Genomic DNA, 15,618 nt, shown 5'->3' with positions numbered 1-15,618 from the left:
AGGCATTAAATTTTAAGTTGATAGGGTTGTCTTATATGCTTTTTCATAGTGTGTCCGAGTCCACGAAGGACTCAACATTCGTGGTGCCGCTGCCTCACAAGGTAAATGTCTCTAATCGTTTACAGCGCCTGGCGAGTTGCTCTCTATTGGCGGTTGGCGTTTTGTTTAGTCTGACGGCTTGTGCTGCCCCATCACAATCATCGCAGTCACAAGCCTCTCAATCTGCCGCTCAACCGAAGAAAGGCGAAGCGTTCAGCTATGCTTGGTTAAAAGGCCATGCTCGTCAATTGGCGACTAAACCCTATGAAAGCCATCAAGGTGAGATGCCAGAGAGTTTAAAGCGTCTTGATTGGGATGATTACCAAGAGATTCGCTTTAATAAAGACGCGGCCTTGTGGCGCGACCAAAAATCAGAGTTCCGTACAGAGCTTTTTCATCTTGGTTTAGGCTTTGACACACCGATTCATATGAGTGAATTGGAAAATGGTAAATCAACGCCAATTCCTTACATGCCTTCTGAGTTTACCTACGGTAAGTCCAAAGTGGACGGTAATAAGCTCCCTAAAGATCTTGGTTTTGCGGGTTTTAGAATGCAGTTTGCGACGGATTGGCAACGTGATGTCGTCGCCTTTTTAGGGGCGAGTTACTTCCGCGCCGTGGGCAGCGAAATGCAGTATGGTCTTTCTGCTCGAGGTTTGGCAATCGACACCGCCATGCCGCATCCGGAAGAGTTTCCAACGTTTACGGATTTTTGGTTAGAAAAACCAACATCGGGTTCGGATGTAGTGACCGTATATGCCTTAATGGACTCTCCTAGTGTGACTGGCGCTTATCGTTTTGATATGACGCCGGGAGAACCCTTCAAAATGCGCGTAGATTCTGCTGTTTATCCCCGCAAATCGGTCGAGCGTTTGGGGATCGCCCCAATGACCAGTATGTTTATGGTGGGTGAAAATGATCGTAGAACCAATTATGACTGGCGCGCTGAGATCCATGATTCTGATGGTCTTGCCATGCAGACAGGCAATGGCGAATGGATTTGGCGCCCATTAACCAACCCTGCGAACTTACAATTTAATGCCTACAGTGATGAGAATCCCAAAGGCTTTGGTTTGTTACAGCGAGACCGCAATTTCGACCATTATCAAGATGACGGTGTCTTCTATGAGAAGCGCCCAAGTTTGTGGATTGAGCCGATCGGTAACTGGGGTAAAGGGGCGGTGCAATTGGTAGAGATTCCGACGCTGGACGAAACGTTCGACAACATTGTTGCTTTTTGGAATCCAGCCGCGCCCGTTGAAGCCGGACAAGAGTTGCTCTATAGCTACAACATGTATTGGGGAAGTCATCCACCGGTGCAATCTAATCGCGCTCGTGTTGTCGACACCTTTACGGGCATCGGTGGTGTGATTGGTAAGAAGCGCCATTATTATAGCAAACGCTTTGTGGTGGACTTCGCAGGCGGTTCTTTGGCCATGCTGGGCAAGGACACCAAAGTGAATGCGGTGATTACGTCTTCCGAGGGAAGAGTAGAAATTGAATCGGCTCGTCCACTGCACTCCATTGATGGTTATCGTGCCATGTTTGATTTAGTGCCACCCAAAGGCAAGTCTAAGCCAATTAACTTAACGGTTCACTTGGAAGCCAATGGCCAGCCGCTGACAGAGACTTGGCAATACCAGTGGACGCCGCCTGCTGAGGAAGAGAGAGCGCTGCATAATGCGGGGCATTTGAAGTAGCGTCTTTGTTATAACTAAAAGGCGATCAATAAAAGCCAATAAAAAACGCCCGATGTGATGCATCGGGCGTTTTTATTATTCAATTATAGGCGATAGCGTTTTTAACGTTTGCGACGGTTTAAAAAGTCACGATAGGCATAACCGCTGTGTTTGATGGTTCTTTTCTGAGTCTGATAATCAACGTAAGTGAGCCCAAAGCGCTTGCTATAGCCTTCTGCCCACTCAAAGTTATCCATTAGGCTCCACGCGAAATAACCGCGAATATCGACGCCACTTTCCATCGCTTGATGCACCGCGTTTAAGTGCCCATTCAAATAACGAATACGCTGCTCATCGTTGATTTCGCCATCAATGATCTGATCGGCGCACGCCGCGCCATTCTCGGTAATATAAAGGGGTGGCAAGGTATATTGTTGATGAAGCGTCACTAATAACTCGGTGAAGGCATGAGGTGCGATTTCCCAACCTATGTCTGTGTATTCAACTGGTTGGCTGTTTTTTACGTTTTTGAACAGGTTATCGGCATCGTAGGCGTTGTGATTGCAGGTGTAGAAGTTCATACCCAAGAAATCAATTGGTTGGCTGATGATGTCCATGTCGCCGGGTAATACCGTTGGCAAATATTGCGGCGCTACGGTTTTAAGGAGTTGTGGGTATTGCCCTTTCATTAAGGGTTCAATGAAAAACTGGTTGTCTAGTGTTTCACGCATCAAACAAGCGAATTGGTCTTCGGCTTTCTCACTGGCTGCGTAGGAACGATTCATGTTGAGGACGATGCCAACCTGCGATGTTGGCGCATTTTTGCGAATAACGGGCAAGGCCAGACCATGGGCGAGCAGAATATGGTGAGCGGCTTGTCTGCCGTATTCTGGTTTGCTTAAACCGGGGGCGTGTATGCCTAATTCGTACCCTAAAATAGCGGCGCAGAAAGGTTCGTTAAAGGTGGCCCAACTGTCGACCCATTCGGCTAATTCTTTGGTCACTAAATCGGCGTAGCGTTTGAATTGGTAAGCGGTTTCTCGGTTAAGCCAACCGCCTTTATCCTCTAAGTGTTGCGGTAGATCCCAGTGATAAAGTGTCACAAATACCGTTAGGCCTTCGGCTTTCAACTGTTTAAGTAAGTTGCGATAAAAATCGAGTCCGGCTTGGTTTGCTTCGCCTTTTTCGTCCATTACGCGTGGCCACGCAATGGATAGTCGATAGGCGTCTACACCAAGGCCTTTGATCAACTGAATATCTTGCTCCCAGAGGTGATAATGGTCACACGCCATATCACCGTTATCGGCGCCTTTTACCTTGCCGGGTATCGCGCAGAATGTGTCCCAAATGGAGGGTAGGCGATTGTCGACGGCGGTTGCGCCTTCGATTTGGAAGGAGGCAGTGGCCACGCCGAAGATAAAATCGGAGGTAAGCATTTTTGAGTTTGCTGGTAGGCTGATAGACATTATTTCCTCGGTATTCTTATTGGTTCCCATCGGGAAGGTAAGTAATGCTTCCAAAGGTACTGGAGGGGATTGAAAAGGGTCAATAATGACGTGATCATTTTAGTAATTTAAGATTATTTAAGCGCTTTTTAAGTGCCTTTTAGCGGCGAATGTAGCACATTGGTGTAAGGTTTCGGCCTTGTGCTGTATAGGCTCGAAGACGGTTTTCTAGTTCTTCTGGTAACATTTTTGCTGAGATGGTCGTAAAATGATTCGCATGATAGAAAGGCACAAGATGAGTAAATGCAAAGCAATAAGTAGGCATTTCACTTAAAGCAGGATGAATGCTGTTGATTAGATGGCTGCCAAGGCCAATATTGCGATGAGAAGGGGCGGTTACCATCGCGGTGAGTAATTGAGCGCCTGCGATGTGTTTGAGCCTGACCGCGCAAAGAATTTTATTTTCATGTCTTATTACCCAAATAGGATCTGCTTTATTCGGTTTACCGCTGGGGTAATGTGCTTGATAAAACTTCTTTACTAAAGGAAACCAAAGCGAAGGCACTTGTTCAGCATTAGAGTAGGGTTTTTTCATAATGAATGGGTATTGAATTAATGTGGTGACTAAAAGCGCAATGTTAGCATAGCGTGTGGTGTACAAAAACGTTCGTTAGATTGAGTGACTTAACTACTGAGAGGGATTGGCATGTGGCAAAAAGTAAAGCGTTGGTGTGGGTGTTTTTTTATCTTGCCTATTGCTGGAGTGTTAAGCGCAGCGGAAGGGCAAAGCGCTTTTGTCTTTGAGCCAGAAGAGTCCTTTGCGCATTACGTAGTGCGTGCAGAAGAATACCTCAGCAAAAATAAAGCCTGGGTGAATCCGGCTAATAAGTTTAGGGAGCTTGGTGCTGTGATGCCGTTTGAGCTTCTGCCTGATCCAGATGTGTGTGCAGGGCGTGCCCATATTGGTGTGCTTTTGTCGCACGGCTTATCGGATTCCCCATTTTCAATGCGAGACCCTGCGCGTGCATTGCAGGAAGCTTGTTTTCAGGTGCGTGTTATTTTATTGCCAGGCCATGGTACGAAGGCGGAAGATTTATTGAACGTATCTCGTGATGATTGGCGTGATACGTTTCGAAATGCAGCAGAGGAATTCAGCAAAGAAGTCGATGTTTTATATGTGGGCGGCTTTTCTACGGGTGGGGCATTGGCGACTGAATACGCTTGGCAGCATGCTGATCGTGTTGCGGGGGCGTTGTTATTTTCGCCCGTATTTAAGGTGAACAGTGATATCGATTGGCTCGCACCTTGGTTAGCGTTAGTGAAAGATTGGTTAGATAATGACCCTAGTGATGACTTCGCAAAATACGCGTCCATTCCTCTTCCTGCCATTGCTGAGGTGTATAAATTATCCAAAGAAGTGCGGCAACTCGTGTTGGATAGCCCGAAGGATTTGCCTGTCTTCATTGCTTTGTCAGCAGATGATCAGACAGTGGATTCAACGGTGACAGAAACGCTATTTAAACGAGGGATGATAGGTTCCAAAAGTCAAATGGTGCTGTACAGTAAAGATCAAATGAGCGCCAATACGGATCGTATCAAGGTTTATAATACCAACTGGCCAGAGGCGAAGATTTTAGGGCTCTCACATATGGCGGTGCATGGCAGTCCTGATAATAGCTACTATGGTGAGTCTGGGGTGTATCGTATTTGTGATTGGCATCGCTCGGAAGATGATCTGTATCAGTCATGCCGAACAGATCAAGCTAATTGGTTTGGTGAGAAGTCAGATGCGTTGCTGGAAAAAAGCCCTCATGCCGCAAGAGTGTCTTGGAATCCGAACTTTAACGAATTAATGCAAGAAATGACCGTATTTATTAAGTCAAATACGCACAATGAAGAGTCAATAAAGAGGGGAGAGCATTAATGCAAGCTGTATTGGCGCTGCTTAGTGATAATGAATTTCACTCTGGTGAAGAGTTGGGCGCCGCTTTGGGTGTGACTCGTGCTGCGGTGTGGAAAAAGCTAAAAAAGTTAGAGTCGATTGGCGTGACGGTTCATTCAGTGAAAGGGCGCGGCTATCGTTTGCCGTCGCCTCTGGAGCTGTTATCCAAACAAGCGTTACGCGATAGCGGCTTGCCAGAAGAGGTTAACCTTAGGCTGGCGTTCGAAACGGAGTCCACGAACGGTGATGCTAAGCTGTATATTGCTCAGGGGCAGCCGTTGCCTGCGTTGATTTTGACGGAAAGACAAACGCAAGGTAAGGGGCGTCGCGGGCGACAATGGGAGTCTGGCGTGGCGAAAAATATTGCTTGTTCGTTTGTGTGGCGTTTCGATAATGGTCCTAGTGTGGTTGAGGGGTTGAGCCTAGCAGTGGGTGTGGCGGTTGCTCGAGTGTTAAAAAAGGTCGGCGTGCCAAATCCGGGGCTAAAGTGGCCAAACGACGTGCAGGTCGATGGTCGAAAAATTTGTGGTATTTTACTGGAAATGGTCGCGGATCAGGACGTATGTCATGTCGTCATAGGTATTGGTCTTAATGTCGAAATGGACGAGGGTTTTATGACCCATGTCGATCAGCCTTGGACGGATCTGGTATCTAGACTCAAGTCTCGCCCGAGTCGAAATATTATTTTGGCGGAATTAGGCAAAGAGTTGATTGAAGTGTGCCGATTGTTTGAAGAAGGGCATGGTATGAAGCACTTTCAGCATCAATGGCAGGCGTACGATGTGCTTTTTAACCAGTCGGTGACAGTGAGTACGATTTCTCAGCAGCGCCATGGTGTTGCCAGAGGTATTGATCAAAAAGGCGCGTTGCTGCTAGAGGAAGATGGTGAGCTGGTGGCGTTGCATGGAGGGGAAATCAGTGTCCGTCGTGTTTAATGTGCTGGTGGTTGATGCGGGTAATACCAGCATCAAATTTACGGCGTTGGCCGGTGATCAAGTATTATGGGTTCAGCGTGGCGACACTTGTCCTGCTGAACCAAATTTCATCCCAGAGGTGATTTATTTTGCGAGTGTTCGTTCCAAAGAGTTGAGTGCCTTGTTACACGCGGATATTCAGGCGGTGTTTCCGCACAGTCAGTGGCTGACATTAAGTAGTCAAGCGCAAGTCTGTGGGGTGCGTAATGCCTATCTTGAGCCGGAGCGCCTAGGCATTGATCGTTGGTTGGGGGTGGTTGCGGCTCATCACTTGATAAAAGGCGATGTTGTGGTGGTTGATGCTGGAACGGCGATCAAGGTCGACGTGGTTAATCAAGACGGTCTTCATCTTGGTGGTTACATTGCTCCCGGACTTACCATGATGGAAGAAGCGCTGCTTTCTAAAACCGCACGGATTCGCTATGACGCTCATGAGGTCGTGGCGGGGCATGGTCTGCCAAATTCAACGGCAAGAGCCGTGGCGGAGGGGTGTCATGAGATGGCATTGGGTTTCTTAGAGCGTCTTTATCAGCGCTATCCGACTTTTAAGTGGGTGGTGACAGGAGGAGATGCAAAAACATTATTAGATTTGCTGGGTGTTGCGCTGGTGTATCAGCCTAATCTTGTTGCTCTCGGTGCAAAGTTGGTTGGCGATGAGCGTTTAAAAGGCAGTTTAAAAGGCAGTTTAAAAGGCAGTTTAAGAGGCAATGAATGAAGTGGCTATTTCTGTTTGTGGTGTTGCTTAACGCGGGCTTTTTGAGCTGGCATAGTTTTGTGCAAGATACGCCCGAAAAAATTAAAGAATCTATTTATGGACCACCTGTTAGTGAGAAGATCCATTTGTTGTCAGAGGCTCCTGCCGTTACCGAGCGCGACTACAGTGCGGGGATAGTGTCAAATGAAGGTCTAGAAGAGGCGATTAATCAAGTAATCGGCCCGCCAGCTGGCGATGTAGAAGCTCTATTTTGTCCGCGCCTGGAAACAGAGAAACTGGAAGACAAAAAACAGCTTGCTCAAGTGTTGCAGGATTTTGGTTGGCCCTATCAAGAGCGAGAAGTGTCGGGAAAGAGGCCTAAATTTTGGCTGTATATTGCGGCGCCAGAGACGCCAGAACTTGCTGAGACAATAGTGAAAGAGCTAGCGTCCAAATCGATTGACAGTTTTGTTATTAATCGAGCGGAGATGAAAAACCGAATATCCTTGGGCCTGTATTCTTCTAAAGAAAGGGCTGATCAGGCTCGTCAGCGTATAGAAAACATCTCTGGCTATCAGGTGAAAGTGTATGAGCACATGCGGACGGTTTCCCTTTGGCAGGTTGATATAGGCCAGCCCGTCAATGAAAAAAATTGGGAACAGTTCCTCTCTCGGTTTGATCTGACCAAGATGATGATAAAATTAGAAAAAAACCCGTGCTAGGTGTTGCAATTGTGAAAGCGATTCATATAATGGCTCCCACCTTTTGGGGTGTTGCGTTGTAGCGCTGAGTACGTGGAGGGGTTCCCGAGTGGCCAAAGGGAGCAGATTGTAAATCTGCCACGAAAGTTTCGGTGGTTCGAATCCACCTCCCTCCACCAAATGCGGGTATGGTATAGTGGCTATTACCTCAGCCTTCCAAGCTGAAGAGGCGGGTTCGATTCCCGCTACCCGCTCCAATGCTCATGTAGCTCAGTTGGTAGAGCACACCCTTGGTAAGGGTGAGGTCGGCAGTTCAAATCTGCTCATGAGCTCCAGCATTTTCAATGCAAAAGATAGGTGGTTCAACCGCCTTTTTTATTGTCTGTTTTTTGGGCAGATACCCTTGCTTAATGTAGCATGTTTAGGTATTATCCTCCGCCCATACGAATGTAGGCCAATAGTTCAATTGGTAGAGCACCGGTTTCCAAAACCGGCTGTTGGGGGTTCGAGTCCCTCTTGGCCTGCCATTTTTCGTATCCTATTTCTTAATTAGGGATCACCTGAAGTATGAGTTCGAGTGCTGAAGCTCAAGCGTCTCGCGGAGATGCATTTAAGTGGGCGATTGTTGTTCTGCTGGTTGCGGTAGGCGTGATTGGTAATAACTATTATTCCGCTGAGTCACTATTGTATCGTTTAATCGCTATTTTGGTATTGGCTGGTGTTGCTGGTTTTGTTGCGTTGCAGACTGTGAAAGGTAAGGCTTTTTTTACTTTGGCAAAAGAAGCTAAAACTGAAATTCGCAGGGTTGTGTGGCCAACTAGGCAAGAAACTGTACAGACTACCTTGATAGTGTTAGCGGTTGTTATTTTTATGTCTCTCGTGCTGTGGGGGGTGGATTCGCTCCTTGGCTGGATCGTTTCCTCGGTAATTAGTTAGGAGTTGCTCGTGACCAAACGATGGTATGTAGTACAGGCGTACTCAGGGTACGAAAAGCACGTAATGCGTTCGCTTACTGAGCGAGTGCAGGTTATGGGGCAAGAAGAAAATTTTGGCGATATCTTGGTGCCAACCGAAGAAGTGGTTGAAATCCGAGATGGCAAAAAGCGTAAGAGTGAAAGAAAGTTCTATCCAGGTTATGTATTGGTTCAAATGGATATGAATGACGCCTCTTGGCATTTGGTTAAAGGTACATCTCGAGTGTTAGGTTTTATCGGTGGTACGGCAGATAAGCCGTCACCCATTACCACTCGAGAAGCGGACGCCATTTTACAGCGCGTTAGTGATGGGGTTGATAAGCCTCGTCCTAAGACATTGTTTGAAGTGGGTGAGGTTGTTCGTGTTAGCGAAGGTCCGTTTGCTGATTTCAACGGTGTTGTTGAAGAAGTGGATTACGATAAAAGTCGAATCAAAGTGGCGGTGCTTATTTTTGGGCGCTCTACACCAGTTGATTTGGAATTTAGTCAGGTTGAAAAAGCCTGATTTTGTTGAACGGGTAGCCTTCGGGCGGTGACCCATTTGGAGTTGAAAAATGGCTAAGAAAGTCCAAGCTTATATCAAGCTACAAGTTAAAGCGGGTCAAGCGAACCCAAGTCCACCAGTCGGTCCAGCATTGGGTCAGCACGGTGTGAATATCATGGAATTCTGTAAAGCGTTTAATGCGAAAACTCAAGGCGTTGAGCCTGGTCTTCCAACGCCTGTTATTATCACTGTATACAGTGATCGTAGCTTCACATTCGAAACGAAATCTACTCCTGCTGCTGTGTTGCTTAAAAAAGCAGCTGGCTTGAAGAGTGGTTCTCCACGTCCAAACACTCAGAAAGTAGGCACGGTTACACGCGCTCAGCTAGAAGAGATTGTTATTGCTAAGCAGGCTGATTTGACTGCTTCTAACATGGATGCAGCGGTTCGTACAATTGCTGGTAGCGCACGCGCTATGGGTCTAGACGTTGAGGGTGTGAACTAATGGCTAAATTAACTAAGCGCGCTCGTTTGATCGCAGAAAAAGTAGAAGCAACTAAGTTTTACTCTGTAGAAGAAGCTGTTGCTCTTTTGTCTGAGCTTTCTACTGTTAAGTTTAAAGAGTCTGTTGACGTATCTGTTAACCTAGGCGTTGATCCACGTAAATCTGATCAGGTTGTTCGTGGTTCTACTGTATTGCCTCATGGTGCCGGTAAAGATGTTCGTGTTGCGGTATTTGCACAAGGTGCAAATGCAGAAGCAGCGAAAGAAGCAGGTGCAGATGTTGTTGGTTTCGAAGATTTGGCTGAACAAGTTAAAGCGGGTAACCTTGATTTTGACGTCGTTATTGCTTCTCCAGATGCGATGCGTATCGTTGGTCAACTTGGTCAGATTTTAGGCCCACGTGGTCTAATGCCTAACCCTAAAGTTGGCACAGTAACGCCTGATGTTGCGACGGCTGTTAAAAATGCAAAAGCAGGTCAAGCTCGTTACCGTACAGATAAAAATGGTATCATTCATGCAGCTGTTGGCTCTATTGAGTTTGCTGCGGATGCTATCAGAGGTAACTTGGAAGCGCTTTTAGCCGACTTGCGTCGTGCTAAGCCTGCGTCTTCTAAAGGTGTTTACCTGAAAAAAGTGACTTTGTCCTCTACAATGGGACCTGGTCTACAAATTGATCTAGGCGCGCTTAACTCAACTAAGTAAGCATCTAGATCATGAGCTTTGGGGTCTGCCTTCATTTATTTGTTGAGCAGGCCGTCAAAGACCGCAGGAACCTAACGGTTTAATTACAACGTTGAAAAATGTTTGTCCTGCGCAGATGGTGTGGCCCGATTCAGATTAACTGGATCTAACTCACCAGCAAGTACTTCGAGTAATCGGAGAGTTGGTAAAAATAGGGGAATTTATTCCCTGCTAATCCAGGAGAAAACCAGTGGCATTAGGTCTAGAAGACAAAAAAGCCATTGTCGCCGAAGTTAGCGAAGCTGCTAAAACTGCACTGTCTGCAGTAGTTGCTGATTCTCGCGGTGTTACCGTGAGCAATATGACAGCACTGCGTAAAGAAGCGCGCGAAGCAGGTGTTTATGTACGTGTAGTACGTAATACATTGGCTCGCCGTGCAGTTGAAGGCACTGACTTCGAATGTCTAACTGAGAGCTTTGTTGGTCCTACGCTAATTGCTTTTTCTAACGAACACCCGGGTGCGGCTGCTCGTTTGTTGAAAGCGTTTGCGAAAACTAACAGTAAGTTTGAAGTGAAGGCGTTGGCGTTCAACGGTGAGTTGATCCCAGCTGGCGACATTGATCGTTTGGCAACACTGCCTACATACGACGAAGCGATTGCGAAACTGATGAGTGTTATTCAGGGCGCAACAAGCAAGTTTGTACGTACTCTTGCAGCGGTTCGCGATCAAAAAGAGCAAGAAGCGGCGTAATACGGTTTACCGTATCCCTTCTTGATAAATATTTTGTTTTATTACCTTCGGGTAATTTTAAAGAATGCTAGGAATCTGAGTCATGGCTCTAACTAAAGAAGATATCATCAATGCAGTAGCAGAAATGTCTGTAATGGACGTTGTCGAACTAATTTCTGCAATGGAAGAAAAATTCGGCGTATCTGCAGCAGCTGCTGTAGCGGCAGGTCCTGCTGCTGACGCTGGCGCTGCGGCTGAAGAACAAACTGAATTTGACGTTGTTCTAACGGCTGCAGGCGAGAAGAAAGTAAACGTAATCAAAGCAGTTCGTGCAGCGACTGGCCTAGGCTTGAAAGAAGCTAAAGCTATCGTTGACGGCGCTCCAATGACTGTTAAAGAAGCGGTTTCTAAAGAAGATGCAGCCTCTCTTAAAGCAGCTCTTGAAGAAGCTGGTGCATCTGTCGAAATCAAGTAATGATACTTGCATTTCCAGATTTCGGCCAATAGTCGAATGGCTGGTGACATTATTGTCACCGGCCTTTTTGGGTTTCTGAAACTCAAATAAAACTTAAAAGAATTTTCACGTGGGAGATAATGCTCCCATATATGGTAAGGCCTGATTTGGGCCTTTTGCGTCAATGTGCACAAGCTGGGGAATGCTGATGGCTTACTCATACACTGAGAAAAAACGTATCCGTAAGGATTTCGGTAAACTGCCGCCCGTTTTGGATGTGCCATACTTGCTGGCAATTCAGCTTGAATCCTACCGTAATTTTCTGCAGGAAGGTAAAAGTCTTGCAGAGCGTGGGGAATTAGGTCTGCATGGGGCCTTTAAATCTGTCTTTCCAATGGTCAGCTTTTCCGGCAATGCGGCGCTAGAATACGTCGATTACCGTTTAGGCAAGCCAGTCTTTGATGTTAAAGAGTGTCAGTTGCGTGGTATCACTTACGCGGCACCTTTACGTGTTCGTGTGCGACTTATTATTTATGATAAAGAGTCGTCCAACAAGGCAATCAAAGACATTCGCGAGCAAGAAGTCTACATGGGCGAAATTCCGCTTATGACAGACAATGGTACCTTTGTAATCAACGGGACTGAGCGTGTTATTGTTTCTCAATTACACCGCTCTCCTGGTGTGTTCTTCGACCACGATCGTGGTAAGACACACTCTTCAGGCAAGTTACTACATTCTGCTCGTATTATTCCTTACCGTGGTTCATGGTTGGACTTCGAGTTTGACCCAAAAGATTGCGTATTTGTTCGTATTGACCGTCGTCGTAAGTTGCCGGCTACTATATTGCTGCGCGCTTTGGGTTACGGAACAGAACAAATTCTAGACACCTTCTTTGACTCTACGCGTTTCTATTTGAAGCGTGATGGTTTTGAAATGGATCTAGTGGCAAATCGTCTACGTGGCGAAACGGCTCTGTTTAATATTGCCGATGCCAATGGTGAACTAATCGTAGAAGAAGGCCGTCGTATTACGGCTAAGCATATTCGTGTGATGGAGAAGGCCGGACTTGAGCGCTTATCTGTCCCACTTGAATATATGCTTGGTAAGGTGACGGCAAAAAATCTTATTCATCCAGCGACGGGCGAATTGATTGCGGAAGCCAACACTGAACTGTCTGTTGATTTGCTGGAAGCGTTAGTGTCATCCGGTATTGCAGAGGTGGATACGCTTTATACGAACGATTTGGACAATGGTCCATTTATTTCTGACACGCTTCGTATTGATCCAACCAGTAATCAGCTGGAAGCTTTGGTTGAAATCTATCGCATGATGCGTCCTGGCGAGCCACCAACTAAAGAGTCAGCCGAAGGTTTGTTCCAAGGTTTGTTCTTCTCAGAAGATCGTTATGACTTGTCTGGCGTTGGTCGAATGAAATTCAACCGCCGCTTAGGTCGTGAAGAAGACACTGGGTCGGGCGTTCTTAATAATGATGACATTGTTGCGGTTCTAAGAACCTTGCTTGATATCCGTAATGGTAACGGCATGGTTGATGACATCGATCACTTGGGTAACCGTCGAGTTCGCTCCGTTGGCGAAATGGCCGAGAACCAATTCCGTGTTGGCCTTGTGCGTGTTGAGCGTGCCGTGAAAGAGCGTCTGTCTATGGCAGAAGCGGATGGCCTTATGCCACAAGACCTTTTGAATGCGAAGCCTGTTGCGGCGGCAATCAAAGAGTTCTTTGGTTCAAGCCAATTGTCTCAGTTCATGGACCAAAACAATCCGCTATCTGAAGTAACGCATAAGCGTCGTGTTTCAGCGTTAGGGCCTGGTGGTTTGACTCGTGAACGTGCTGGTTTTGAGGTGCGTGACGTACACGCGACTCACTATGGTCGTGTTTGTCCTATCGAAACACCGGAAGGTCCAAACATCGGTTTGATTAACTCGTTATCGACTTATGCGCGTACCAATAGCTACGGCTTCTTGGAAACGCCTTATCGTAAGATTGTCGATGGCAAGCAGACTGACGAAACGGTTTATGTTTCGGCGATTGATGAAGCGAAATACGTTATTGCCCAAGCGTCTGCCAATGTAGATGAAGAAGGCCGTTTGGTTGATGAGTTGGTTCAGGTGCGTCATATGCACGAAACCACTTTGATTCCAAAAGAAAAAGTAAATTTGATGGACGTGTCTCCGCGTCAAGTTGTTTCTGTGGCGGCGTCTTTGATTCCGTTCCTAGAGCACGATGATGCTAACCGTGCCTTGATGGGTTCGAACATGCAGCGTCAAGCTGTGCCGACACTTAAGGCTGATAAGCCTGTAGTGGGTACGGGTATGGAGAAAAACGTTGCCAAAGACTCTGGTGTTTGTATCGTTGCAAATCGCGGCGGTGTGATTGAGTCGGTTGATGCTAGCCGTATCGTTGTTCGTGTTAATTCCGAAGAAACGATTGCCGGTGAAGCGGGTGTGGATATTTACAGCTTAACCAAGTATGTGCGCTCTAACCAAAATACCTGTATTAATCAGCGTACTTTGGTGATGAAGGGCGAGCAGGTAGCATCAGGCGATATTATGGCTGATGGTCCTTCTGTTGATATGGGTGAATTGGCGCTTGGCCAAAACATGCGTATCGCCTTTATGCCTTGGAATGGTTACAACTTCGAAGACTCGATTTTGGTTTCTGAGCGTGTTGTAGAAGAAGATCGATTTACTTCTATCCACATTCAAGAATTAACCTGTGTGGCGCGTGATACTAAGCTTGGGCCAGAAGAAATTACCGCTGATATCCCGAACGTGGGTGAAGGTGCACTTTCTAAGTTGGATCAATCCGGTATCGTTTACATCGGTGCAGAAGTTGAGCCGGGCGACATTCTCGTTGGTAAAGTAACGCCTAAAGGTGAAACGCAACTGACGCCTGAAGAGAAACTTTTGCGAGCGATCTTTGGTGAAAAAGCGTCTGACGTAAAAGATACGTCACAGCGTGTTAAAACGGGTACGCGCGGTACGGTTATCGACGTGCAAGTTTTCACTCGTGATGGCATTGAAAAAGATGAGCGTGCGAAGTTCATTGAGAAATCGCAGCTTGATCAAGTTCGTAAAGACTTGAACGAAGAGTTCCGTATTGTTGAGAAAGCGACTTTTGAACGTCTTGCTGAGGCTCTAACCGGCCAGCAAGCAGAAGGCGGTCCTGGTTTGGCTCGCAATGCGATCATTACGGAAGAGTACTTGGCGAATCTAGATCACCCTGAGTGGTTTAAAATTCGTGTCGCGAATGAAGAAGCGAGTGAGCAGCTTGAAAAAGCACAAATCGCTTTGATTGAGCGTCGTAAAGAACTTGATGCGAAATTCGAAGATAAGAAACGCAAGCTACAAACGGGTGATGATTTGGCACCTGGCGTTCTTAAAATCGTTAAAGTGTATGTTGCTATCAAGCGTCGTATCCAGCCAGGTGATAAAATGGCCGGTCGTCATGGTAACAAGGGTGTAATTTCTAAAATTATGCCAGTTGAAGACATGCCTTACGATGAGAACGGTGATCCAGTTGATATCGTATTGAACCCGCTTGGTGTTCCTTCGCGTATGAACGTCGGTCAGGTTTTGGAGACTCACTTAGGTGCAGCGTCTAAAGGCTTGGGCCGTAAGATCAATGAAATGCTGGTTGCAGAGCGTGAGAAAGCAGAAGCGGTTGCTGAGCTGCGTAGTTTCCTTGATGAAATCTACAATGGCTATGAAGGCGACTTGCGTTGCGCGCGTACAGAAGATTTAGACGGCTTTACAGATGAAGAAATTTTGACCTTGGCGTCCAACCTTACCGGTGGTGTTCCAATGGCGTCTGGTGCCTTTGATGGTGCAAAAGAGTCTGAGATTAAACGTATGTTGCGCTTGGCTGGAATCAACGAAAGCGGTCAAGTTAAATTGTTTAACGGCCGTACTGGTGATGCTTTTGAACGTCCTGTAACCGTTGGTTACATGTACATGCTGAAGTTGAACCACTTGGTTGATGACAAGATGCACGCACGTTCTACTGGTTCTTACAGCTTGGTTACTCAGCAGCCGCTGGGTGGTAAAGCTCAGTTCGGTGGTCAGCGTTTCGGGGAGATGGAAGTATGGGCACTAGAAGCATACGGTGCTGCTTACACGCTTCAAGAAATGTTGACGGTGAAATCCGATGATGTGAATGGCCGTACTAAGATGTATAAAAACATCGTAGATGGTGACCACCGTATGGAGCCTGGCATGCCTGAGTCCTTCAACGTGTTGGTGAAAGAGATTCGTTCTCTTGGTATCGATATCGAGCTGGAAAACGAATAAGCACTAAT

The 15,618-nt window shown here is 46.7% G+C and carries 14 protein-coding genes and 4 tRNA genes; 16 read left to right on the top strand and 2 right to left on the bottom strand.

Going from position 1 to position 15,618, the window contains the following annotated elements; all coding sequences use genetic code 11:
- Positions 1-35: 35 nt before the first annotated feature.
- Entirely contained in the window at positions 36-1,739 is a 1,704-nt protein-coding gene (locus tag J8N69_RS07180) for a glucan biosynthesis protein (RefSeq protein WP_168826580.1), read from the top strand.
- A gap of 101 nt (positions 1,740-1,840) precedes the next feature.
- Here the strand turns inward: J8N69_RS07180 and J8N69_RS07175 are convergent, their stop codons facing one another.
- Both J8N69_RS07175 and J8N69_RS07170 read right to left on the bottom strand, forming a co-directional pair.
- The gene (locus tag J8N69_RS07175) at positions 1,841-3,184 is read right to left on the bottom strand and encodes a GH1 family beta-glucosidase (protein ID WP_168826582.1); all 1,344 of its coding nucleotides are present in this window, start codon (positions 3,182-3,184) and stop codon (positions 1,841-1,843) included.
- Between the two features lie 139 nt (positions 3,185-3,323).
- A complete protein-coding gene (locus tag J8N69_RS07170; RefSeq protein WP_227804004.1) occupies positions 3,324-3,824 on the bottom strand; it encodes a GNAT family N-acetyltransferase in 501 nt (166 codons plus the stop codon).
- Positions 3,825-3,869: 45 nt separating this feature from the next.
- Here J8N69_RS07170 and J8N69_RS07165 point away from each other — a divergent pair, with 45 nt between their 5' ends.
- The 15 genes from J8N69_RS07165 to rpoB all read left to right on the top strand — a co-directional run bounded on the left by J8N69_RS07165 (position 3,870) and on the right by rpoB (position 15,610).
- Positions 3,870-5,087, top strand: coding sequence for an alpha/beta hydrolase (locus J8N69_RS07165; RefSeq protein ID WP_168826584.1), 1,218 nt, complete (start codon positions 3,870-3,872; stop codon positions 5,085-5,087).
- Entirely contained in the window at positions 5,087-6,040 is a 954-nt protein-coding gene (locus J8N69_RS07160) for a biotin--[acetyl-CoA-carboxylase] ligase (RefSeq protein ID WP_168826603.1), read from the top strand. The genes J8N69_RS07165 and J8N69_RS07160 overlap by 1 nt, the downstream gene beginning before the upstream one ends.
- A complete protein-coding gene (locus J8N69_RS07155) occupies positions 6,024-6,794 on the top strand; it encodes a type III pantothenate kinase (protein ID WP_168826605.1) in 771 nt (256 codons plus the stop codon). The genes J8N69_RS07160 and J8N69_RS07155 overlap by 17 nt, the downstream gene beginning before the upstream one ends.
- Positions 6,791-7,495, top strand: coding sequence for an SPOR domain-containing protein (locus J8N69_RS07150; RefSeq protein WP_168826607.1), 705 nt, complete (start codon positions 6,791-6,793; stop codon positions 7,493-7,495). Before J8N69_RS07155 ends, J8N69_RS07150 begins: the two co-directional genes overlap by 4 nt.
- Positions 7,496-7,569: 74 nt before the next feature.
- Positions 7,570-7,653 (top strand) — tRNA-Tyr (locus J8N69_RS07145).
- Between the two features lie 3 nt (positions 7,654-7,656).
- Positions 7,657-7,731: transfer RNA gene (locus J8N69_RS07140), tRNA-Gly, on the top strand.
- A gap of 2 nt (positions 7,732-7,733) precedes the next feature.
- Positions 7,734-7,809 (top strand) — tRNA-Thr (locus J8N69_RS07135).
- Positions 7,810-7,925: 116 nt separating this feature from the next.
- Positions 7,926-8,001: transfer RNA gene (locus J8N69_RS07130), tRNA-Trp, on the top strand.
- Between the two features lie 40 nt (positions 8,002-8,041).
- Entirely contained in the window at positions 8,042-8,410 is a 369-nt protein-coding gene (secE, locus tag J8N69_RS07125; RefSeq protein WP_168826609.1) for a preprotein translocase subunit SecE, read from the top strand.
- 9 nt (positions 8,411-8,419) lie between these two features.
- The gene (gene nusG, locus J8N69_RS07120) at positions 8,420-8,953 is read left to right on the top strand and encodes a transcription termination/antitermination protein NusG (protein ID WP_168826611.1); all 534 of its coding nucleotides are present in this window, start codon (positions 8,420-8,422) and stop codon (positions 8,951-8,953) included.
- 49 nt (positions 8,954-9,002) lie between these two features.
- Positions 9,003-9,437, top strand: a complete 435-nt coding sequence (rplK, locus tag J8N69_RS07115; protein ID WP_168826613.1) for a 50S ribosomal protein L11 — start codon at positions 9,003-9,005, stop codon at positions 9,435-9,437.
- The gene (gene rplA / locus J8N69_RS07110; protein WP_168826615.1) at positions 9,437-10,138 is read left to right on the top strand and encodes a 50S ribosomal protein L1; all 702 of its coding nucleotides are present in this window, start codon (positions 9,437-9,439) and stop codon (positions 10,136-10,138) included. The genes rplK and rplA overlap by 1 nt, the downstream gene beginning before the upstream one ends.
- A 229-nt stretch (positions 10,139-10,367) precedes the next feature.
- Positions 10,368-10,868, top strand: coding sequence for a 50S ribosomal protein L10 (rplJ, locus tag J8N69_RS07105; protein WP_168826617.1), 501 nt, complete (start codon positions 10,368-10,370; stop codon positions 10,866-10,868).
- Between the two features lie 82 nt (positions 10,869-10,950).
- Positions 10,951-11,322, top strand: a complete 372-nt coding sequence (rplL, locus tag J8N69_RS07100) for a 50S ribosomal protein L7/L12 (protein WP_168826619.1) — start codon at positions 10,951-10,953, stop codon at positions 11,320-11,322.
- Between the two features lie 187 nt (positions 11,323-11,509).
- A complete protein-coding gene (rpoB, locus tag J8N69_RS07095) occupies positions 11,510-15,610 on the top strand; it encodes a DNA-directed RNA polymerase subunit beta (RefSeq protein ID WP_168826620.1) in 4,101 nt (1,366 codons plus the stop codon).
- The last annotated feature ends 8 nt before the right edge of the window (positions 15,611-15,618 follow it).

Source organism: Marinomonas profundi (assembly GCF_020694005.1).
In the GTDB taxonomy this organism is placed as follows: domain Bacteria; phylum Pseudomonadota; class Gammaproteobacteria; order Pseudomonadales; family Marinomonadaceae; genus Marinomonas; species Marinomonas profundi.
This window is presented reverse-complemented; position numbering and strand designations above follow the sequence as displayed.

Bases quoted from the DNA above. Each gene is read 5' to 3' on its own strand.
- J8N69_RS07180 (WP_168826580.1), top strand. From the start codon at position 36: ATGCTTTTTCATAGTGTGTCCGAGTCCACGAAGGACTCAACATTCGTG.
- J8N69_RS07175 (WP_168826582.1), bottom strand. From the start codon at position 3,184: ATGTCTATCAGCCTACCAGCAAACTCAAAAATGCTTACCTCCGATTTT.
- J8N69_RS07165 (WP_168826584.1), top strand. From the start codon at position 3,870: ATGTGGCAAAAAGTAAAGCGTTGGTGTGGGTGTTTTTTTATCTTGCCT.
- J8N69_RS07160 (WP_168826603.1), top strand. From the start codon at position 5,087: ATGCAAGCTGTATTGGCGCTGCTTAGTGATAATGAATTTCACTCTGGT.
- J8N69_RS07150 (WP_168826607.1), top strand. From the start codon at position 6,791: ATGAAGTGGCTATTTCTGTTTGTGGTGTTGCTTAACGCGGGCTTTTTG.
- secE (WP_168826609.1), top strand. From the start codon at position 8,042: ATGAGTTCGAGTGCTGAAGCTCAAGCGTCTCGCGGAGATGCATTTAAG.
- rplK (WP_168826613.1), top strand. From the start codon at position 9,003: ATGGCTAAGAAAGTCCAAGCTTATATCAAGCTACAAGTTAAAGCGGGT.
- rplA (WP_168826615.1), top strand. From the start codon at position 9,437: ATGGCTAAATTAACTAAGCGCGCTCGTTTGATCGCAGAAAAAGTAGAA.
- rplL (WP_168826619.1), top strand. From the start codon at position 10,951: ATGGCTCTAACTAAAGAAGATATCATCAATGCAGTAGCAGAAATGTCT.
- rpoB (WP_168826620.1), top strand. From the start codon at position 11,510: ATGGCTTACTCATACACTGAGAAAAAACGTATCCGTAAGGATTTCGGT.